The sequence below is a fragment of the Alcanivorax sp. genome (assembly GCF_019431375.1).
Taxonomy (GTDB): domain Bacteria; phylum Pseudomonadota; class Gammaproteobacteria; order Pseudomonadales; family Alcanivoracaceae; genus Alcanivorax; species Alcanivorax jadensis_A.
On sequence record NZ_CP080267.1, the window covers coordinates 1,508,305 to 1,528,832 of the forward strand.

Below are 20,528 nucleotides of genomic sequence, written 5' to 3' on the forward strand. Positions count from 1 at the left end.
TCTCTTCAGTAGTTTTATAGTTCTTCAAAATTGATATAGCTGCAATTTCCCACCATCACTGTTGCTTTGGTGAAGACAACATTATCCCCAGACCTACTGGTCGTCATCATGAAATCAAGCGCCCCAGATGTGGTTTCCACGAATGTATAGGTCTCGACCGTCTTTCCAGGGTAAAGAACGACAAAGGAAGCAGAGCCCTTCCCGCGGCTTACCATGGCGACGGTGCCGCCATCTGCCCTAGATGACGTTATTGTCTCTGACGCATCGATGAAGAGAATATCGAACTTCCCGTCCGCGTCTTTAACAAGGGTGACCTTACCCTGCGAAATCTGGTCCTCTTTCCACCCTGCACTATCCTGTCCGATATGACCAATTTCAGGGTAGTAGGTGTAACCTTTTGGGCTGAAGCACTGAGCAACTGGAGACGCGCTCAAAATGCCTGACAGCAGCAGCCCCGCAATAAAAGTCACTATTTTCATATCCAGTCCATAGTTAGTAAAACCACTTGAATTCTGCACCCAATTCGATTTCTTGGTGCAGATTCGCTGCCTTCGACCAATCACATTCTACAGTCAGCGCCACATTGACAGTTTCCTTCAAATTCTTTGTCTTTAAATGTAAGAGCTGGAAACTATGGCCCAAAATGACACCATCAACAGACAGCCCCAAGTCAGCCAAATCAGATAAACCCCCTTAATTTTCAACCTCTTACACTTATCCATTGCACGATACAGCTTCTTCCAAACGGCATCCTGGACTGTCTCTACGGTCAGTTTGCAATAACTATGTTGGTGTTATACTGCGCGCAATAGCAGCTTGGCGGTGTACCAATCACCACATAAGGTATACCGGGGTGCTGGGGAGAGGGGAGCACATGTCAGAAACAGCAAGTAGCGTACTTTGCTTTGGCCAGTACTTGGTGGGCGAGCACACACGTGCACGTTCATTGCACTTCCTGAAGGCTATCGATAAAACTATCGAGACCCTCAGCATAATGAAATCTCGCATGCTCAACGATGCGAGAGAAGCAACCTTATTCCTTGATGAAATCAATACAATTGAATCTGATTTCATCATTGAGAGTGTCGATGAAACTTCTGAGAACCTCGAGAAGTACCTCGACAACAATAAAAAATTGCTTAGGACTCTTAAACGTAAACGCCGCTGCGCAGATGAAGACAGCAATCTCCTTGACCATGACGGCGTAATCGAAGCTTATGATGAAGTAATTGAAGCCTGTATACACGTCACGAACACCATCGAAGACCTGCGTTGGGCCCTCCTTGAGCACAACGCTGATGCTGAACAGCACGTTGTAAAAGAAGAAAACCTGATTTCTTCCCCGGCTGAGATTGATGCAGCACTGGGGAAGTTAATGAATGATTAAGATTTCCAAGATTGACCCTTCAAGAAAATCGTTCGAGCGCAGCTTCAAAAAACTTCCAAAGAATATCCAGGAGAAGGTTGGGGAGGCCCTTAAGGGCCTCCTTCTTGACCCGATTCCCAAAAAGTGGAATTTTGAAAAACTGAATGGCTACAAAAACCCAAACATTTACACCGTTCACATCACTCCAAATCACAGCCATAAACTAAGCTTTGAAGTGGTTGACGAAATAGCCATACTCAGAATCGTTGGGACTCACAAGAAAATAGACGACGCCCCATAGCCTTTCCGGTTCCCAAAATCGGCAGTGCAGATGACCGAAATCTCCCCCTACCTCTGGCTTGCAGGCTTTCTCACCATGCTGATGGTGCTGATTTTCATTGCCTGGATACTAGCCCAGCTCGTCCTGTCGAAGGCCGAGCCGGGCACTCATGAGCACAAGATAGTGAAGTGGTGGGCCAATCTGTTGTCTTGGCCAGTGGCCATCGTGGGTTACATCTTCCTGCCGGTGATTGGCGGGATCTTTCTTGTGGTCGCTCTGGGTCACCTTATCTGGCTCCCACTCAGTTGGTAGCCGACCTGGCTCCTGCCGCCCCTGAGCCAGCAACACCCGCCCCTACTGCTCTGGAGAAATTGACCTCCGGCATGTAGCGCAACGCCGGCGGATGAATCGCCTCCTGTCCCTCAGTCGCCAACCGGCGGTCAGCACCCGACCTCCGGAGTCCATCGACAACATCCGCAACGAAACCGCCCACAATGGGCAGCTTTGCAGTGATCCCGAGACGCCCAGCCATCCGGGTGATGGTATCGGTCAGCCGGTCAATGGCAGGCCCTGATGGCACATAGTCCCTACTATCTCTCTGGGTGCGACGCATGAGTTTCATCAGCTGATCCAGCTGGTTCATGCTTGAAGATCCGTAAAGCCTCATTGCCCAAACCCTGCCATCGCCCTGATACATTTGGTCCCAGCCCTTGAGAACCTGACCGGTATTTCGCAACCGCCCGGCATCGTCATAGAACAATCGCAAAAGTCCGGCCTCCTGCAATGCTGCCCAGGCTTGCGAGTCTCGGCCTACCGCCTTGTTGAGTCGACCAAGCACCGCCAGCGCATCCTTTTTGTTCCCCAGCTTCGTTGAACCTGCCAGATGATTGATAACAGCCACCGGAGACAGATCCTCATGGATGATGTCACTGATGACCTTGCCAGCCCGGTCCTTAATTTGTCGCCCATCCTTGTAGGTATCGTTGATACCAAACTTCGCCATGTGCTGACGGTTGGCCGCCCGGGCCCCCTTGAGGGACTCCATAGCTGCCTCATCACCGGCATACATGGCTTGGTCCAGCATGTCGTCAGCCCAGGTATCAAATTCCCGCAGGATGGTGGCCGCTGCCGCCCGGTCACTACTCTTGGCGCCCCGCCATTGGCCCTGCAGGTACCGGCGCATTTGCTCATACTGCTGGATGGGGACATCACCGCCTCGGAGGGTTTCCACTGCTCCCAGCATCTCCGCAGTCGCCGGATAGTTCTCCCGCATTAGGTCTCGCCCGGGGAGCTTGTGACTGGAGGTTTCCAAGGCCTGAGTCAGTCGCCCCGGTAGGCTCTCCATCCCTTCCGCCCGGAACGTACCGGCATACCCTGCAGCTCGGCTATAAGCCTCATCAACAACACCTTTTGACTGGTCGTAAGCATCCTTTAGGTCTGCTCGAACCTGATAGCCTGCATCTCCCACGCTATCCAGCCCTTGGCCGGTGACCTCCTCCCTGATGGTCCGGGCCCGGTCGGCCAGCGCCGCTTCGTTATCCTTCTGGATAACCCGCAGTTCGTCCTGTGGCTGCCCGCCATATCCACCTCGGCTCACTTTATCCAGCTCTGCAAAGTCAGATGGCTGCCCGGTCACGTGCGGTCGAAGTGGCGAGAATCCAGGGATCTGCTCCCGGAAAGCCTCCCCGATGGCTACCTGAAAAGCTTCCTCCGGAGACTTGGCCGCCTTGGCCTGCTGATGAACAGTGGTCCAGAACTCTGGAGCCGCATTCTCAAGCATAGACCTGTATTCACCGGCGTTTTGCATCACCAGATCTTTCGTAGCAAGAACAGCCTCAGGACCGTTCCCCGAGATCCTTTTGAAAAGCTCCCCCACCGCATGAGCTCCGCGCTGTAATCCTGCCCCTGCCAACTCACCTACAGGCTGGAGCACGGCGCCTGCACCGCCAGCAAATGCCGCATTCCTTGCCATGTCCCGGCCTGAAATGTCCGCGCCTACTGTGTTCGCCCCCATATCAGAAAGGGTGGACTGAGCTGCAGCCCCACTGCCCGCCATCAGAGAGCGCCCCACACCACCGGCCTGAGCGATTTTCTGGCCAACCCATGGCACCCCCCTTGCTAGCCTGCCAGCTCCCAAATAGCTGCCAACCTGAGCGGCTGTGGTAGCCGCATCACTTAAGCTGGCCCCCGGCTTGTTCAGGTAACCCATGCGTTCCTGCCCTTCCGGGTCTCTGTAGACCAAGACCGCATTACCAAATGGATCCTGCTCCCACCGATGCTCCACACCAGCGGAGGCAAGCTGCTCATCCCAAATGTTCTTTTTGGCCTCATCATCAAAGGTCAGAAGCGTTCCCGTCGAGGTGCGGAAATTCTCGCCACGATGGTCGCCCAAGAAGGGGCCACCAAATACCTGGTCTGCATCAATTTCCGGGATACCCGGGACAGTGCGGTCATTGCCGGTGACGAAGCTCACGAACCCGCCTTTATCCGGGCTTGCCTGGATCCGCTCTACAGCCTGCTGCTGGCTGTCAGCCAGCGGGAGACCATCACCAGTGGTTTGCAGCTCTGCACGGAGGCGCCGTACCTCAGCAGCCAACGTCCGGGCGCCTTCGACATCCCCAGCGGCATCAGCCTTCACCAATGCGTTTTCCGCTTGCTTCAACCTCTGCAGCTGGCCCTGACCGGCATCAGCGCCGTCAGCGTCTGGATAGGCTGGCCTTGCAGTGGGCAGTCCAGAACCACCGCTCTGCCCACCGAAGTCCTGCTCTGTGGCGATGCCGGCCGCGATGGCTTTCTGCTTGATGGCTTCCTTGGGCGTCCCCACCTGGACGCCCTGAATCATTCGCCCATTAGGCAGTTCCACATCCATGGTCTGCTCCTCTTTTTGGGCGACAGGGCCGGCCGTGGACAGGCCAGACGTACGCGGCTGTTTCTGCTCGGCTTTCCGGATGGCCTTCTTCATCGTTTCCTGGCTGGTTCCATCAGGGAATTCGAGGGTGCCCAAGGTGGGGTGCTGTACTTCAATCATGCTGTCTCTCCTGCTGATTGCCTCTACGCGCGTAATGACTGTCAGAAAATCTTCAGGGCCCACGCATGCGTGTGCGTTACTGCTCCGAAAACTCGGTGACCGGGGACCGCATTCGAGGAGCCATCTTCTGCAGTTCTTCAAGTGCCGATTCACCAACCAAACCCTGGGCTTTCAGCTCCAACAGGCGGGCTTTCATGTTGCTGCGGGCATGGATTTCGTAGATCTGGGCATGGGCGTGCGCCAGCTGGTTAACGAAGCGTTTCTCGGACTTGGTGAGGTAGCTCACGAGGGCTGTCTCCGGTGAATGTTCTTGGATTCACTATCGCCCCAGGGTGGTTGGGGGTCACCAGAGAAGTTCTGTGTTCTTCAGCGGGTGTCTGCGGTCTTCCAGGGGTTTCTTCTATCAATTAAATGCCGAGACAACCGCATCAACCAAAGGTATGGACTAGTCCAAACTGGTATTCAGCGGATCGCGGTCGGAGGGTGCAGATTACTCAGCTAGTGCGGAGCGAAATATAGAAACCCAGACAAGCAAAGGCCTGAGTGCGCCCCCGGAGTTACAGAGGATGCCGGACACGGGACGCAGTCGTTGATTGTGTCCGCATCAGCCCATTGGGTCGAAAAAATCAGAGTTTCTGCTGGGATTAACTACAGATTCGATGCTGGAGATGTCGCTATCTATTCGGGAAATGTCGTCGCGTATTGCCGCCACATCATCGGCGAGTGAGTCCTGCTGTTCCATTATCTCTTTGATCCTCTGCAGCTCAAAGAATATGGCATCTACGCCGTTGGCCATAGCTCCTGCGAGATGGGCGTTATGGCGCATTTCATTGGCCTTTGATGAGTAAAGACTGACTCGAATCACGGCTCTGACGGCAAAGGCAGCAAACACACCAACCGCGACTTGAATAAATACAGGGGCAGATGCAAGCCACACATAACCCTGAAGAAATGATGAAGTAATCCAATCCATGGCTCCCTCCTTGGGAATCACTATACCACCGAACACTCAACAAGCGATGGTGCCACTGCCTCAGACCCCGTCATCCTCGCTCAGGTACTCAATGATAGCTTCCAAGCGGTAGAACTGAATCGCCACCAGTTTGCTAGACACCTTTCAGCCATCCAAAATGGCAATCAGAGAGGTATCTATGAGTAGCAAACGCTATCCCGAAGAATTCAAGATTGAGGCGGTTCGCCAGGTGACGGATCGTGGTCACAGTGTGGCCCAAGTGGCTGACCGACTCGGCGTCACCACCCATAGCCTGTACGCCTGGATCAGGAAGTTTGGCCCGGATTCCGAGCAGCATCAGGCCAATGCAGATGACCAAGCCGAGATTCGCCGGCTCCAGAAAGAGCTCAAGCGCGTTACCGAAGAGCGAGACATCCTAAAAAAAGCCGCGGCGTACTTCGCCAGTCAGTCCGATTGAGGTACGCCTCATTCAGGAGCACAGCGAGCGGTGGCCAATCCGCTCACTGTGTTCTCTGTTGGACGTTCACCCCAGTGGCTTTTACGCCTGGCAGAGACAGCCTCGTTCAGCTCGTGCAATCGAGGACGAGCGCCTGTCCGGGCTGATCAAGCAGTTCTGGCTGGAATCCGGGGCCGTGTATGGCTACCGGAAGTGTCATACCGATCTGCGCGAGAATGGCGAGCGATGCGGGCCCAATCGAGTCCACCGCCTGATGCGCCACGCAGGAATACGAGCGCAGGTGGGGTATCGTAAACCACGCCATAGGGCTGGGGAGCTGCACAAGGTGACACCGAATATCCTTCAGCGCCAGTTCAATCCGCAAGCCCCGAACGAGAGCTGGGTAACGGATATTACCTATATCCGCACACATGAAGGCTGGCTGTATCTGGCGGTTGTTCTAGATCTGTTCTCAAGACGGGTGATCGGTTGGTCAATGCAATCCAGGATAACCAAGGAACTGGCGCTGGATGCGCTGCTGATGGCGGTCTGGCGTCGCAAGCCTGAGGGCAAGGTGGTTGTTCACTCCGACCAAGGAAGCCAATACACCAGCCACGACTGGGACTCGTTTCTGAAGGCGCATGAGCTGGAGGGGAGTATGAGTCGGCGCGGTAACTGCCACGACAATGCTGTTGCTGAGAGCTTCTTCCAGCTGTTGAAGCGGGAGAGAATAAAGCGAAAGATTTACAGCAGTCGGGACGCGGCCCGGGCAGATATTTTTGATTATATCGAGATGTTCTATAACAACCGTCGACGCCATGGTTCTAATGAAAAGCTGTCACCGGTAGAGTATGAAAAGCGTCACCAAGAACGGCAGGGAAGTGTCTAGAGAACTGGTGGCGATTCATCTCGCTTTGTATGAAACGCTTCTAACTATATTGACGGTTCTTCCGGAAGTGGCAAATTCGCGTAGTAGTTAGGATCGAAGAACCTTAATTAAGATCCCCCATCTTCATTGCCTCGATGATTACAGATCTAATAGCCTGCTCTTTTGGGTACTTTGAGACTTCGAGTTCTCGCAACTTCGCCTCAATCTGCCCGCCCGCTTTATAGGGCTTATCAAGAGTTATGAGATTGTTTTCTGAAAGTAACTCAAGCAATGCATAGATCACCTTTAAATAATTATTTTTCCTTCTTGTTCCTACCTCACCGTCCCTCTCCCTTCGTCCTGGGCCATGCTTAGCAGCGCTCTCCAGTAACCGAACCACTTCTACTGATAGCTTTTCACACGACTCCTGCAGCTCCTCCCGGTCCATCTCTGACCAGTCCTTGCTGTATTCAGCTGGAGCTCTCCCCTTCAGAATCTCCCCTCTTATCAGATACTCAATGTTTATAGCTGCGTTCGTTTGATTGTCCAGGTAATAATCCGCAGTGAGATCGCCTTGCAGCGTTGTATTGGTCAATTCTGCCCACTTTTCGAGTTCCTCGAAATCGAGCCACGTATCTTGCGCAATCAGCTCGCCTTCCATGCAGCGCACCTCTTTGGATGCTTTTATCAGCCCTTTGTCTATGAAGATTTTGAGTGATTGGACGATAGGCTGAATCTCCTTATGCAGGGCAAGCAGCCACTCTTGGGAATACCAATAGCCCTCAAACGGATCTTTCCCTTTCGATTCAGCTTGCTCAACTTGTAGTGGTCTAATGAATCCGGACACCAACGTAGGTGGTAAAGTTACCACCTTAATCGAGGTGTCAGATGACCAGAAAACGACGTTCCTTTACTCCTGAGTTCAAGCAGGAAGCCGCCAGCTTGGTGTTGGATCAAGGCTACACTGTTCCCCAAGCCAGCACATCGCTTGGTGTAGTTGAGAGCGCGCTGCGGCGCTGGGTCAAGCAGCTTGAGGCTGAACGCCAAGGTGTTACCCCCAAAGGCAAGGCTCTTACCCCGGAACAGCGCCGGATACAGGAGCTTGAGGCTCGGTGTGAGCGCCTGGAACGGGAGAAGAACATTCTAAAAAAGGCTACTGCTCTCTTGATGTCGGACGACTGGAATCGTACGCGCTGATTGACCAATTAAGTGAGCAAGAGCCTGTGGAATTGGTCTGTTCAGCGTTTAATGTGCATCGTTCCTGTTACTACGAACACCGTAAGCGGTGCCGTCGTATTGATGCGGAGAGGGTAGCCTTGAAAGCCAAAGTGAACTGCTTATTCAATCAGAGTCGCAGCTCGGCGGGAAGCCGTACGATACAAGGGCTCCTCAATGAGCAGGGGGAGGAAATTGGCCGTTTCAAGGTACGCAGTCTTATGCGTGAACTCGGGCTGGTCTGCAAGCAGCCCGGGCCTCATGCTTACAAGCAGGCGACAGTAGAGCGGCCCGATATACCGAACCATCTGGATCGAGAGTTTACGGTGGCAGCCCCGAATCAGGTGTGGTGTGGAGATATCACCTATATCTGGACGGGGAAAGGCTGGAGTTACCTGGCTGTCGTGCTGGATCTCTACGCCCGGCGAGTTGTGGGCTGGGCCATCTCCAGCCACCCGGATGCAGATCTGGTGGTGAAGGCCCTGGATCATGCCTGGGAGCAACGAGGTCAGCCTGAGAAAGTCATGTTCCACTCGGATCAGGGCAGCCAATATGCCAGTCGCATGTTCCGGCAGCGGTTGTGGCGCTATCGGATGCAGCAAAGCATGAGCCGGCGGGGCAACTGCTGGGATAATGCGCCAATGGAAAGGCTGTTCCGTAGCCTGAAGTCAGAATGGGTGCCGACAATGGGCTACCGCAACTTGCCTGAAGCAAAGAAAGATATCGGTGACTATCTGATGGGTTACTACAATCACCACAGGCCACACAGCTACAACGGCGGAATCGCCCCTGCGGTGGCAGAAGAAAAACCTAAATCACTGTCCGGGATTAGTTGACCACTACAACTAGCCTGTCAGACTCTTCGCTCTCTATCTCTCCATCGAAGTACATTTGAACAGCAACAAGAACTGCGGATTCACGAATCGGAAGATGCATGACACCAAAGTAAGGGAGCTCAAGAAAATCATCGATGTTCATACCTAGTCATACCCCGTATGACCCCCATTTGATTCACCAGCCAAGCCGGTGGGGTTTCCGGCCTTTCGGGAGCTACCCTAGACTGGCGAAACTCGGTTTCCGTCGAACTCTTAAGCCTTCCTAATGTTCACGATGTTATACGCCCCTGACTGGGCTCTCAGCTGGTCCAGATAATCCGCCCACTGCTGCATCATCTTGGCCCGGCCCTCGAGGTGAGCGGTTCGGTTGTAGGCTCGGCCGTTCGCATCCTTGACGGCATGCGCCAACTGATGCTCGATCCAGTCCACCCGGCAACCCAGCACTTCATCCAGGATGGTTCTGGCCATTGCCCGGAAGCCGTGGGCAGTCATCGTCTCTTTGTCATATCCCATTGTGCGGAGAGCAATGCGGACAGTGTTTTCGGAAATGCATCTGCTTGCGCCCCGGGCACTGGGGAAAACATACCGCCCCCGGCCAGTCAGCAGATGAAGTTCTTCCAGCAGCTCCAGGGCTTGCCGGCACAAAGGTACAACATGGGGAGTCCTCATCTTCATTTTCTCGGCAGGGATCTCCCAGCGGGCCTGCTCCCAATTGATTTCGGCCCACTCCATGGCCCGGATCTCACCTGGGCGCTGGAACAGCAAGGCCGATAGCTGAAGAGCAGTTTTGACGATGGGAGTGCCGGCAAAACCATCGATGGCGACCATTAGCTTGCCAACTGCCGCGGGGTCGGTAATCGCCGCATGGTGCTTCTTATTGCGAGAGGCCAGGGCGCCTTTCAGGTCTGCACTGGGGTCACGTTCTGCTCTGCCTGTAGCCACTGCATAGCGGAAAACCTGACCGGCTGTTTGTTTGGCACGATGGGCAATGTCGTTGGCGCCACGAGCCTCGATTCGGCGCAGGGCCGCCAGCATCTCCGGCGGCTTGATTGCCCCAACCGGCCTCTGGCCAAGTACAGGGAAAAGGTCTTTCTCAAGGATCCGGCGGGTCCGGACCCGGTAGCTCTCGGACTTGTCCGGCATGACCTTGTCGAACCACTCCAACGCCACAGCCTCAAAACTATCAGCTGCAGCCAGGTTACGAGTGAGCTTTTCGATCCGGCGCTCTTGGCCAGGGTCCAGCCCTTTGTCCAGCTTGGCCCTCGCCTCTTGATGAGCCACCCGGGCATCCTTCAGCGACACCTCAGGGAATACACCAAGCGCCAGCGTCTTCTCTTTGCCGCCATAGCGATACTTATAGCGCCAGTACTTGGCACCCTTGGGATTCACGAGCAGGAACAAGCCGTGGCTGTCTGACAGCTTGTAGGCTTTAGCCTTGGGTAAGGCTTGGCGGACTGCGGTCGCAGTGAGAGGCATTAGCGCGTCGTCTCCCTGATTGGGGGTATCAATCCGGGGGAGTTAACTGGTACCCCCATAAATACCCCCCGTTTTGGGGGTATGCGGCGGGATGAAGTGAAACCGCATGAAACACACTATAACGAAAAAGGCCCTGCAGAACAGGGCCTTTGGGACGGGTTGGGAGCCCGTGGGATTGTAATTTGGTCGGGACGGGAGGATTCGAACCTCCGACCCCTTGCACCCCATGCAAGTGCGCTACCAGGCTGCGCTACGCCCCGAGATGTGCTTGGCAGGCAGAGCTACCAAAGCGGCGGCAATCATAGCGGATTTGGTGGGGGGATGGAACAGGTAAGGTGCTGTTTGGTCAGGGTTTGAGCGATGGGGGATACAAGCTTCAAGCTGCAAGCTACAACGCGGGCTTATGCCGTGCCGACAGAGACCTCGTATCCGCGCCTATGGGGATGGGGGATTCGTTCGGGTGGATGGGTGTTTGCTGTAGGGCTGGCGGAAGGCTGTTGGCTCTTCGCCATGCGAGCATGGGCTCCAACGGCGACTCGCGAGCATGAAAAAGCCCCGGGAGCTGGGCTGCCGGGGCTTTTTCGCCATCGGGGATGGCGGGGAACGGTTGGTGCCGGATCAGGAGGCTTTGAGGACGTCGAGAACCTCTTCCATCTCCACGATCATCTGTTTGATGAGCTGGTGGTACTGGGTGGCCTGTTCGGCGTTGGCGCCGCCGGTGAGCTGCTGGCGGGCACCGCCGATGGTGAAGCCCTGATCGTAGAGCAGGCTGCGGATCTGGCGGATCATCAGCACGTCCTGGCGCTGATAATAGCGACGGTTGCCACGGCGCTTGACCGGCTTGAGCTGGGGGAATTCCTGCTCCCAGTAGCGCAGTACGTGCGGCTTTACGTCACACAGGTCGCTGACTTCACCGATGGTGAAATAACGCTTCCCTGGAATCGCCGGCAATTCGTCGTTATGACTTGGTTCCAGCATAGTCCTCAACCCGTTGTTTTAATTTTTGTCCTGGACGGAAGGTGACAACCCGGCGGGCGGTGATGGGAATTTCCTCACCGGTTTTCGGGTTGCGTCCTGGCCGTTCACTCTTGTCCCTGAGATCGAAATTGCCGAAGCCGGAGAGCTTGACGGGCACGTTGTTTTCCAGCGAATGGCGGATTTCTTCGAAGAACATCTCCACCATTTCTTTCGCTTCACGTTTGTTCAGGCCAAGCTCTTCGAACAAACGCTCGGCCATGTCCGCTTTGGTCAGCGCTCCCATCAATAGCTCCCTAACCCTTCCTTAATCAGTCCCTTAAGGCGGCGTTAAACTGTTGTTTTAACTGGGATACTACGGCATCCACCAGGTCGTTTACCTCTTGATCCTTAAGAGTGCGTGAACGGTCCTGGAAGGTCAAGCCCAAAGCAAGGCTTTTGCGATTTTTGCCGATGCTATCACCTTGATATATATCAAAAATCCGAACCCCGGTGAGACGTTCGTCACAGGCATTGCGGACCGCCTCGACCAATTCACCGGCTGGCACGCTGTCTTCCACCACGAAGGCCAGGTCGCGGCGCATGCGTGGCTGGTCGGAGACGCCGGCAAATTTCGGCAAGACACCGTCCAGCAGTGGGGCCAGGGCCAGTTCGAAGGCGTAAAGCTGGGCCGGCAGGTCCAGATCGGCGGCCAGGCGCGGATGGATACGGCCCAGGTAGCCGACTACTTCGCCATCACGCTTGAGGGCGGCGGTCTGGCCCGGGTGCAGGGCCGGATGCTCGCCGGGCTCGAAGCGGAATGCCTCGGCGTCGGACAGGGTCAGCAGGGCTTCCACATCGCCTTTCAGGTCGAAGAAGTCCACCGGGCGCTTGCCTTCCCAATTCTGCGGCTGGGCGCTGCCGTAAAGCAGGCCGGCGATCATGGGGGTCTGCTCCAGACCCTGCTCGGTCGGTACGAAGCGCAGGCCGGTTTCGAACAGGCGCAGGCGGTCGGCCTGGCGGTTCAGGTTGTGGCGGGCGGTGCTGAACAGGCCTGCCAGCAAGGTGGTGCGCATGACGCCCAGATCCGTGGAGATGGGGTTGAGCAGCGGCAGCGGCTCCACCCGTGGCTCCACCTGCTTGAGCAGGCCCGGCTCCACGAAGGTGTAAGTGATCGCTTCCAGGTAGCCACGATCGATCAGGGCGTCGCCCAGGCGGCGCTGGTTGACGGTTTGCTCGGCCACCGGCTCGCCAGAAGGGGAACCGGCAGGCACCCGGCTGGGCAGCTTTTCATAGCCATAGATGCGCGCCAGTTCTTCGATCAGGTCCGCTTCGATGGCCATGTCGAAGCGCCAGCTGGGGGCCAGCACCATCCATTCCTTGCCGCTTTCCTGGGTGGACACTTCCATGCCCAGGCGGCTGAGGATGTCCTCCACCTGTTCGGCGGGCAGGCCCATGCCCAGCAGGCCTTCGATGCGGTCGGCGCGCAGGGCGATTTCCGCCTGGCGTGGCAGCTTGCCTTCGTCTACCGCTTCGCTGACCGGGCCCGGCTGGCCGCCGGCGATCTCCAGGATCAGGGCGGTGGCCCGTTCGATGGCGTCGTTCTGCAGCTGCGGGTCCACGCCCCGCTCGAAGCGGTGGGAGGAATCCGTGTGCAGGCCGTAGGAGCGGGCCTTGCCGGCGATGGCCAGGGGCGCGAAGAAGGCGCATTCCAGGAAGATGTCCTGGGTGTCGGGGGTGACGGAGGACGGCTTGCCGCCCATGACACCGGCCAGGGCCAGAGCCTCGCTATCGTCGGCGATCACCAGGGTGTCGCCGCGCAGGGTCAGCTCCTGGTCGTCCAGGGTCAGCAGTTTTTCGTCGGCTTTCGCCTTGCGCACGGTGATGCCGCCGTTGAGTTTGGCGAGATCGAAGGCATGCAGGGGCTGGCCCAGCTCCAGCAACACGTAGTTGGTCACGTCGACGATGGGGTCGATGGTGCGCAGGCCGGCGCGACGCAGGCGCTCGATCAGCCACAGGGGGCTGGCGGCGTTCACGTTGACGCCCTTGATGACACGGCCCAGGTAGCGGGGGCAGCCTTCGCTGTCCGCCAGGGTCACGGAAAGGGTGTCATCGATGGCCGGGGCCACCTTGCCGATGTTCATGTTGGCCAGCGGGCTCTGGTTCATCACCCCCACTTCCCGGGCGATGCCGCGCACGCTCAGGCAGTCGGCGCGGTTGGGGGTCAGGTCCACTTCGATGACCGCATCGTTAAGCTGCAGGTAGTCGCGGAAGTCGGTGCCCACCGGGGCGTCTTCCGGCAGCTCCATCAGGCCATCGATGAGATCTTCCAGGCCCAGCTCGGAGGCGCCGCAGAGCATGCCGTTGGATTCCTGGCCGCGCAGTTTGGCTTTTTTGATCTTGAAGTCGCCGGGCAATACCGCGCCCACCTGGGCAAAGGGAATTTTCAGGCCAGTGCGCACGTTGGATGCGCCGCAGACTACCTGCACGGTGTCTTTGCCGTTGGTGACCTGACAGACGCTGAGCTTGTCCGCATCCGGGTGCGGTTCGCAGCTTTCCACCTGCCCCACCACCACACCGGTGAAGGCCGGGGCAGCCGGTTCCACCGCGTCCACTTCCAGGCCGGCCATGGTCAGTTGCTTCACCAGGGTGTCGGTATCGATGGCGGGGTTGACCCATTCCCGCAACCAGGCTTCGTTAAAACGCATTGTCGAATTCCTTTAAATCATGGGAGTTTCTGTGTGGCCGCCGGGGAAAGTCGCCTTGTGAACAAGGCTCCAACGGCGGCGTATTGGTACAGAAACGCCTTAACCGAACTGGGACAGGAAGCGGGTGTCGTTTTCGAAGAACATCCGCAGGTCGTTGACGCCGTAGCGCAGCATGGTGAGACGCTCGACGCCCATGCCGAAGGCAAAACCACTGTATTCACTGGCGTCCACGCCGCCGTGCTCCAGCACCTTCGGGTGCACCATGCCGCAGCCCATGACTTCCAGCCAGCCGGTATGGGAACACACCCGGCAGCCTTCGCCGCCACAGCTGACGCAGCCCACATCCACTTCGGCGCTGGGCTCGGTGAACGGGAAGTAGCTGGGGCGGAAACGCACCGGCAGATCTTCCACTTCGAATACGAACTTGAGGAATTCCGCCACGGTGCCGCGCAGGTCGGCAAAGGTCACATCCTTGTCCACCAGCAGACCTTCTACCTGGTGGAACATGGGGGTATGGGTCAGGTCGGAGTCGCAACGATACACACGGCCCGGCGCAATGATGCGGAACGGCGGCTTGCCCTGCTCCATCACCCGTACCTGCACCGGCGAGGTGTGGGTACGCAGCAGGCGGCCGTCACCGAAATAGAAGGTGTCGTGCATGGCCCGTGCCGGGTGGTGGGACGGAATATTCAGGGCTTCGAAGTTGTGGAAGTCGTCTTCCACTTCCGGGCCTTCGGAAATATCAAACCCCAGACGCAGGAAGAAATCCTCAATGCGGCGACGCATGCGGGTGACCGGGTGCAGGTTACCGGGCAGTTCGCCGCGGCCCGGCAGGGTCACGTCCACGGTTTCGCTGGCCAGCTGCTCGGCCAGGGCTGCTTCTTCCATGGCATGCTTGCGGGTGGCGATGGCATCCTGCACTTTCTGTTTGCCTTCGTTGATCACCGCACCGGCCTTGGGGCGCTCTTCCGCGCTCAGCTTGCCAAGGCCCTTCATCAGGGCGCTGATCTCACCTTTCTTGCCCAGGTACTTCACCCGGACATCGTCCAGGGCCCGGATATCGCCAGCCTGCTCCACGTCTGCCAGGGCAGCGTCAACCAGGGCGTTGAGATTTTCCATTGAAGACTCCGCAGTCTTTAATCAGCTGCGAGCTTCTAGCTGCTAGCTGCTACGCGGTTCCCGATTCGTGCCAATCGAAAAGCTTCGAACCCGCGCCATAAACACTTGGTCGCGGGGAAAGCTTTCTCGTCTGGCTGCGATCCCATGCCGCGTAGCAGCTAGTAGCTCACAGCTCGTAGCTACTCGTTTTTCAAACAAAAACGGGGGAAGAGCGCGAGCTCTTCCCCCGTTGAGTATGCTGCTCTGTCAGAGACAGAACAGTAATCAGGCGGTGAGACTCGCTTTGGCTTTTTCGGCCAAAGCGCTAAAGGTTGCCTGATCGCGGACAGCGATGTCCGCCAGTACTTTACGGTCTACTTCGATGGATGCTTTCTTCAGACCATCGATCATGCGGCTGTAGGACAGGCCGTTCAGACGCGCAGCGGCGTTGATACGGACGATCCACAGACGACGGAACTGACGCTTGCGAACCTTACGGTCGCGGTAAGCGTACTGACCGGCTTTGGTAACGGCCTGTACCGCTACACGGAATACACGGCTGCGGGCACCGTAGTAGCCTTTAGCCTGCTTGAGAATTTTCTTGTGCCGGCGACGGGCCTGCACACCACGCTTTACTCGTGCCATTTTTCAGTCTCCAAAAACCGTATCAGTTATGCGTAGGGCATCATGCGTTTAACCAGAGCTACATCAGAATCATGTACCTCGGTTTTCGGACGCAGCTGACGGATAGTCTTGGAAGACTTCTTGGTCAGGATGTGGTTTTTGAATGCCTGCTTGCGCTTGAAACCGGAGGCGGTTTTTTTGAAACGCTTGGCAGCCCCACGATTTGTCTTGATTTTAGGCATGGTACCTTCTCAAGTTGGTGAATTAATTAAACAGTCGATCAGGACTGCTTCTTCTTTTGCCCGGGCTGAGCACCATGATCATCTGGCGCCCTTCCATGTTCGGACGTTGCTCAACAGAACCGTACTCTTCCAGGTCCTTCTCGATACGTGCGAGAAGCTCCCGGCCCAGTTCCTGGTGAGCCATCTCCCGGCCGCGGAAACGGACGGTGATTTTCGCTTTGTCGCCGGCCTCGAGGAAACGAATGAGGTTACGCAGTTTCACCTCATAGTCACCAATGTCGGTGCCGGGACGGAATTTGATTTCCTTGACCTGGGTCTGACGCTGTTTCTTGCGCCCTTCCTTGGCCTTCTGTTTGGCTTCGAACAGATGCTTGCCGTAATCCATGATTCGACAAACCGGCGGTTCCGCACCAGGGGAGATTTCCACCAGATCCAGCTGTTTTGCGGTGGCCTTCTCCAGCGCTTCCTGCAGGGTCACGATACCGACCTGCTCACCGTCTACATCAATCAACCGAACGTCGGTTGCCTGGATTTGCTGATTTATATTGGCGCGCTGCTCGCGGCCTTTGCCTCCACGCTTAATGTCGTGAACCTCCAATCTGTTATCGAAAACGAGGCAGGATGCCTCACCGCCTCAGTAAATAGGCGCGCATTGTATGCCACCACAACGGGCACAACAACCCCGACCCCAGCGGCCGGCGTGCGCGCAACTGACTGAAACGGAATGAATTCTGGCCGGCTGAGAGACTGCTCTCACTCCAGGCAACTGTACAAACAGGGCCTGAATTCCGGCAAGGGAGCGTATTTTAAGCAAATCTGGACACTTTTCAAGCAGTGAATCCTGCCGAACGCCCTGTGGCGCGGCATTTCCCATGGACGCTCCTTGCCGCGCCACCCGCCCCAAAATGGGCCGCCAGCACCACGCCACCCGCTCCAGGGGTCATTGGATCGGCCTCCCCCTATTCGCTATATTTGAACCAGTTAACAATTTCATGGGCAATACGCTCTGCCCGGGGGAAGGTACAAGGGAATGTCAGCAGCCGATCGAAGCCAACTGACCCATCTGGCGCGGGCAGAAAACGGCCAATCCAGTGCCGACCAGCTCGAACCGGACGACACCCAGGCAGATATCCTGGATAGTCTGGTCACCAGCCTTTACAGCTGTGTTGAACACAAGGACGGCTTCGACCTCTTTCTGCGCAACATCCGCGACACCTTTAACCTGGTCAGCTGTTGCCTGGCCGTGATACAGAAAGAGCCCCACCTGAAAGGGCTGTATGGCTGGGCCGTGGGCTATCCGCCCGGTGTCGTGCCCCTGATGCTCAAGACCGGCCTGGTGTTCAAGGACAAGGCCATCGCCCGGGCACTGGAAACGGGCCCCAACGCCCTGTTCAGCTACGCTGATGGTGACCCGGAGAACGATTTTCTCGCAGATATGTCCACCTTCTCCCGCACCTGGATACGCGCCGCCGGCATTATCGACAGCGCCACCATCGCGTTCACCAACAAATACCAGCAGCACGTGGTGCTGGTATTCAATCGCCACAAAGACAGCCGGGTGTTCAGCAAGCAGGAAATGGCGCTGCTCTCGCGACTGAAGAAACACGCCGAAATTGCCCTCGATTTGTACGAGCGACTGCATCGCTCGGAGCAGAGCTTCAAGGACCTGCAAAGCAGCATCGCCGTATTGAAACAGCCGGTTGCCGTCTTCTCGCCGGTTTCGCTCCTGGTCAGTGCCAGCCCGGCCTTTGTGGAGATCGGCAAACGCTACAAGGTATTCACCATCAATCCGGACAGCCGGGAAATCGCGTTCAGGGATCAACAGTTCGGCAAGGATTTCTACACCCAGCTGATGCTGTTCATTACCGGCAAGACCGGCGCCCTGGACGACAGCGACACCCTTTACCTGCAAACTGATGCCCTGCCCCTGCGGATCTCGATCACCCCGGTACACAACCGGCAAAGCAACAACAGCAATGTCCTGGTGGAAATTTTCGACCCCAACGTCTTCCGCACCCCCAGCATTGCCGAAATTCGCAAGGTCATCAGCGCCACCGAAGCCGAGGCCCGCGTCTGCCTGTGCCTGCTCAAGGGGGCCAACACCGCCGAAACTGCCGAGCAAATGGAATTGGCCATCAGCACCATTCGCACCAACATCAAATCACTGCTGCAGAAGAACAACTTCAGCAGACAGGTGGATCTGATTACGCACCTGATGCGGATTTGCTCTTAGGCTTCCCGATGCCGGCAACGGGCCTGGAAGACCATAAAGAAACGACCATCAAGCCGATAATTTCCACCACACGCAGGACTAATCAGGCGACACGCACAAACGGTGCTTGCGGGCTTCTCTCCTGGAGGGGCGTGCGTGTCCAGGATTCTCTAGGGTGTCCTCATCGCCAGGCTGTGCAGCCCTCTACTTAACCCGCTCTGATCAGTGCCATAACTTTCTCGGCACGCAATTCACCCGCCACCGTTTCACACCTTTGCCCTACTAAGAAAAAGCTTACAAAGAGTTAAGAAATCACTCTCAACAGAAAGGCTGACGGAGTCTTTACACTGTCGTAGAGGTCAAGCGACCTATCTGACTATAACAACTCTGCGGGATCATCATGAAAAACACTATCTTGGGATATTACCTCTGCTTTGCTCACCATTGTTTGCCAATGCTGCAAACACGATTTTTCTGGATAGCGAATCTGGCGACTACATTGGCGGCGGCAATACTTACACCTTCACGGAGAGCACTGGCGATATCAGTCTGACAACGAGCAACGGGGAACTGAACCTCGATTATGACTCTCCCGATCACTATGTGCGGCTGAGTTTTGTCCCCCCCGACGGCGAAGCAATGCTCGCCCAGCATTACCTCAACGCACAACGCGACCCATTCAACAGCCCCAAGCGTCCCGGCATTTCCGTATCCATGGATGGAAGAGGATGCAATACCATCAAGGGAGACTTCTTTATTCACGAACTGGATCTGAATGCAGCGACGCCGGTTGTCGCCCTGGACTTTGTTCAATACTGCGGCAACAACAGCGCACCGCTAACCGGTAGTATCCGAATGAACAGCGGTTTGGCCGCCCCGCTCCCGTATCCTGTTGCTGTGATCGACAGCCCATTGCGCCACCTACTGGAGGGAGAGGAGGTTACTCTGAACGGCAACAAGTCCTTCTCAAGCAATAGCTCGATCATCTCAGGGCAGTGGGAACAGACCTCCGGCACGCCTATTACATTGAACAACCCGTCCTCAATGACACCCACCTTCACGGTACCGGAGCTCCCCCTGTCAGGCACCGAAATTACCCTGCTCCTGACCGTGGTTGATGGCCAGGGGCTCACGGATGAAAAAGAGGTAACACTCCCTCTTGTCAGCAAGAGCGCACCACTGACATTCCTGGAACTTCACAGTGAGGCCGGCGACTACATTGGTCAGGGCAAGGATTGGTATTTTGACGATGCCTTCAATGCCATTACGGCCAGCATCAATTACGATAATGGCGTCAGTGCCAATATTGATACCGGCAGCTTCTGGCGGGCAGACTTTGCCGCCCCCTATGATGCACCGCTTACAAATGGGCACTATGACCCGGCAGAACGTTTTCCATTTCAGGACACCATTGTGGCAGGGCTCGACATCGGCGGTGACGGGCGTGGCTGCAACACGCTCAGCGGCTCCTTTACCGTGCTCGACATTGTCCAGCAAGCGGAGAGTGTGGAACGCTTCATGGCTGATTTCACCCAGTATTGTGAAAGCGAAACCAACCCTCCCCTCACCGGCCGTCTGTCCATCAATGCCCGGCACCCCAGTGTTCCCTCTGCTGAGGCAGGTACGGATATATCCTTGCCGCTCCCAACCAGACCCTCAGCCTGGAAGGCGGAAACTCCACGGATGATGGCAGGATTGTTACCTACCAATGGAGTGTCGATCACCCGGGCATGACCCTGATCAATGCAAACCAGCCGCAGGCACAGCTTGTGACTCCTGATGTGGCAGGGGGGGAAACTATTGAAGCTACCGTGACGTTGGTCGTGACTGATGACCTGGGCTTCAAGGATCAGGACAGCATTCAGGTTAGTGTTGAACAGAACAATTCAGCACCGGTGGCCAATGATGACCTCATCCAGTTCAGCCATAAACATGGTGTCACCTTCAACCCTCTGAACAATGACTATGATCCGGACGGCAATCTGGATACAAACTCACTGGAGATTATATCCTCCCCGCAGAGTGGTTCAGTTCAGGTATTCAGTGATGGGAGCGTTAAATACCTTCCGAACCACCCCAGCATCAAAACCGATACCTTCGTCTATCAAGTGAAGGACCTTATCGGCGCACTATCGCAGCCCGCGACAGTTCACCTGTCTCGCTGATGGAAATGCGGGGGGCCTTCCAGCCCCCCCCACTGTCGTCAAAGCTT

At 56.3% G+C, this 20,528-nt stretch carries 20 protein-coding genes, 1 tRNA gene and 1 pseudogene; 8 read left to right on the plus strand and 14 right to left on the minus strand.

Annotated elements, in window-relative coordinates; all coding sequences use genetic code 11:
• Nucleotides 1-14: 14 nt before the first annotated feature.
• Nucleotides 15-479, minus strand: a complete 465-nt coding sequence (locus tag KZ772_RS06895) for a hypothetical protein (RefSeq protein WP_290539072.1) — start codon at nt 477-479, stop codon at nt 15-17.
• A 395-nt stretch (nt 480-874) separates the two neighbouring features.
• Here KZ772_RS06895 and KZ772_RS06900 point away from each other — a divergent pair, with 395 nt between their 5' ends.
• Genes KZ772_RS06900 through KZ772_RS06910 form a run of 3 tightly spaced genes read left to right on the plus strand, consistent with a single transcriptional unit; the run spans nt 875 to nt 1,958 of the window.
• Nucleotides 875-1,387 (plus strand): hypothetical protein, encoded by a 513-nt coding sequence (locus KZ772_RS06900; protein ID WP_290539073.1) that lies wholly within the window; start codon nt 875-877, stop codon nt 1,385-1,387.
• Nucleotides 1,380-1,667, plus strand: coding sequence for a hypothetical protein (locus tag KZ772_RS06905; protein WP_290539074.1), 288 nt, complete (start codon nt 1,380-1,382; stop codon nt 1,665-1,667). The genes KZ772_RS06900 and KZ772_RS06905 overlap by 8 nt, the downstream gene beginning before the upstream one ends.
• Before the next feature lie 30 nt (nt 1,668-1,697).
• Nucleotides 1,698-1,958 (plus strand): hypothetical protein, encoded by a 261-nt coding sequence (locus KZ772_RS06910; protein ID WP_290539075.1) that lies wholly within the window; start codon nt 1,698-1,700, stop codon nt 1,956-1,958.
• Here the strand turns inward: KZ772_RS06910 and KZ772_RS06915 are convergent.
• The 3 genes from KZ772_RS06915 to KZ772_RS06925 all read right to left on the minus strand — a co-directional run bounded on the left by KZ772_RS06915 (nt 1,948) and on the right by KZ772_RS06925 (nt 5,647).
• Complete coding sequence (locus tag KZ772_RS06915) at nt 1,948-4,674, minus strand: hypothetical protein (RefSeq protein ID WP_290539076.1); 2,727 nt, start codon at nt 4,672-4,674, stop codon at nt 1,948-1,950. The two genes, KZ772_RS06910 and KZ772_RS06915, sit on opposite strands and share 11 nt — an antisense overlap.
• A gap of 76 nt (nt 4,675-4,750) precedes the next feature.
• Entirely contained in the window at nt 4,751-4,960 is a 210-nt protein-coding gene (locus KZ772_RS06920) for a hypothetical protein (RefSeq protein ID WP_290539077.1), read from the minus strand.
• Between the two features lie 318 nt (nt 4,961-5,278).
• Nucleotides 5,279-5,647 (minus strand): hypothetical protein, encoded by a 369-nt coding sequence (locus tag KZ772_RS06925; protein WP_290539078.1) that lies wholly within the window; start codon nt 5,645-5,647, stop codon nt 5,279-5,281.
• Nucleotides 5,648-5,825: 178 nt separating this feature from the next.
• On the opposite strand from KZ772_RS06925, the pseudogene KZ772_RS06930 reads away from it, so the two are divergent.
• Nucleotides 5,826-6,972, plus strand: a pseudogene (locus KZ772_RS06930) (IS3 family transposase).
• A 103-nt stretch (nt 6,973-7,075) separates the two neighbouring features.
• Here KZ772_RS06930 and KZ772_RS06935 read toward each other — a convergent pair.
• Nucleotides 7,076-7,798: a hypothetical protein gene (locus KZ772_RS06935; protein ID WP_290539079.1), complete on the minus strand. Its 723-nt coding sequence runs from the start codon at nt 7,796-7,798 to the stop codon at nt 7,076-7,078.
• Nucleotides 7,799-7,839: 41 nt separating this feature from the next.
• Between KZ772_RS06935 and KZ772_RS06940 the strand changes: the two genes are divergently transcribed.
• Nucleotides 7,840-9,002, plus strand: a protein-coding gene (locus tag KZ772_RS06940) for an IS3 family transposase (RefSeq protein WP_290537989.1) whose coding sequence is annotated in 2 segments (ribosomal slippage) — nt 7,840-8,095 and nt 8,095-9,002 — 1,164 coding nt in all. Because the reading frame shifts where the segments join, the coding sequence is not laid out codon by codon here.
• Between the two features lie 252 nt (nt 9,003-9,254).
• Here the strand turns inward: KZ772_RS06940 and KZ772_RS06945 are convergent.
• The 9 genes from KZ772_RS06945 to infC form a co-directional block, all read right to left on the minus strand.
• A complete protein-coding gene (locus tag KZ772_RS06945) occupies nt 9,255-10,478 on the minus strand; it encodes an integrase arm-type DNA-binding domain-containing protein (RefSeq protein WP_290539080.1) in 1,224 nt (407 codons plus the stop codon).
• Between the two features lie 183 nt (nt 10,479-10,661).
• Nucleotides 10,662-10,738 (minus strand) — tRNA-Pro (locus tag KZ772_RS06950).
• A 358-nt stretch (nt 10,739-11,096) separates the two neighbouring features.
• Nucleotides 11,097-11,456, minus strand: a complete 360-nt coding sequence (locus KZ772_RS06955) for a MerR family transcriptional regulator (protein ID WP_035249051.1) — start codon at nt 11,454-11,456, stop codon at nt 11,097-11,099.
• Nucleotides 11,437-11,739 carry an integration host factor subunit alpha gene (gene ihfA, locus KZ772_RS06960; RefSeq protein WP_035249053.1) on the minus strand — a complete coding sequence of 101 codons (303 nt, stop codon included), beginning with the start codon at nt 11,737-11,739 and terminating at the stop codon, nt 11,437-11,439. Before ihfA ends, KZ772_RS06955 begins: the two co-directional genes overlap by 20 nt.
• 25 nt (nt 11,740-11,764) lie before the next feature.
• Entirely contained in the window at nt 11,765-14,140 is a 2,376-nt protein-coding gene (gene pheT, locus KZ772_RS06965; RefSeq protein ID WP_290539081.1) for a phenylalanine--tRNA ligase subunit beta, read from the minus strand.
• 99 nt (nt 14,141-14,239) lie between these two features.
• Nucleotides 14,240-15,259, minus strand: a complete 1,020-nt coding sequence (gene pheS, locus KZ772_RS06970; protein WP_290539082.1) for a phenylalanine--tRNA ligase subunit alpha — start codon at nt 15,257-15,259, stop codon at nt 14,240-14,242.
• A gap of 264 nt (nt 15,260-15,523) precedes the next feature.
• Nucleotides 15,524-15,883, minus strand: a complete 360-nt coding sequence (gene rplT / locus KZ772_RS06975) for a 50S ribosomal protein L20 (RefSeq protein ID WP_062817369.1) — start codon at nt 15,881-15,883, stop codon at nt 15,524-15,526.
• A gap of 26 nt (nt 15,884-15,909) precedes the next feature.
• Nucleotides 15,910-16,104 (minus strand): 50S ribosomal protein L35, encoded by a 195-nt coding sequence (gene rpmI, locus KZ772_RS06980; protein ID WP_062817370.1) that lies wholly within the window; start codon nt 16,102-16,104, stop codon nt 15,910-15,912.
• A 22-nt stretch (nt 16,105-16,126) separates the two neighbouring features.
• Entirely contained in the window at nt 16,127-16,702 is a 576-nt protein-coding gene (gene infC, locus KZ772_RS06985; RefSeq protein ID WP_290539083.1) for a translation initiation factor IF-3, read from the minus strand.
• 432 nt (nt 16,703-17,134) lie between these two features.
• Between infC and KZ772_RS06990 the strand changes: the two genes are divergently transcribed.
• From KZ772_RS06990 to KZ772_RS07000, 3 genes are all read left to right on the plus strand, one after another.
• The gene (locus tag KZ772_RS06990; RefSeq protein ID WP_290539084.1) at nt 17,135-18,337 is read left to right on the plus strand and encodes a hypothetical protein; all 1,203 of its coding nucleotides are present in this window, start codon (nt 17,135-17,137) and stop codon (nt 18,335-18,337) included.
• Between the two features lie 423 nt (nt 18,338-18,760).
• Nucleotides 18,761-20,050 carry a hypothetical protein gene (locus KZ772_RS06995; protein WP_290539085.1) on the plus strand — a complete coding sequence of 430 codons (1,290 nt, stop codon included), beginning with the start codon at nt 18,761-18,763 and terminating at the stop codon, nt 20,048-20,050.
• Nucleotides 20,047-20,481, plus strand: coding sequence for an Ig-like domain-containing protein (locus KZ772_RS07000; protein ID WP_290539086.1), 435 nt, complete (start codon nt 20,047-20,049; stop codon nt 20,479-20,481). Before KZ772_RS06995 ends, KZ772_RS07000 begins: the two co-directional genes overlap by 4 nt.
• Nucleotides 20,482-20,528 lie beyond the last annotated feature (47 nt).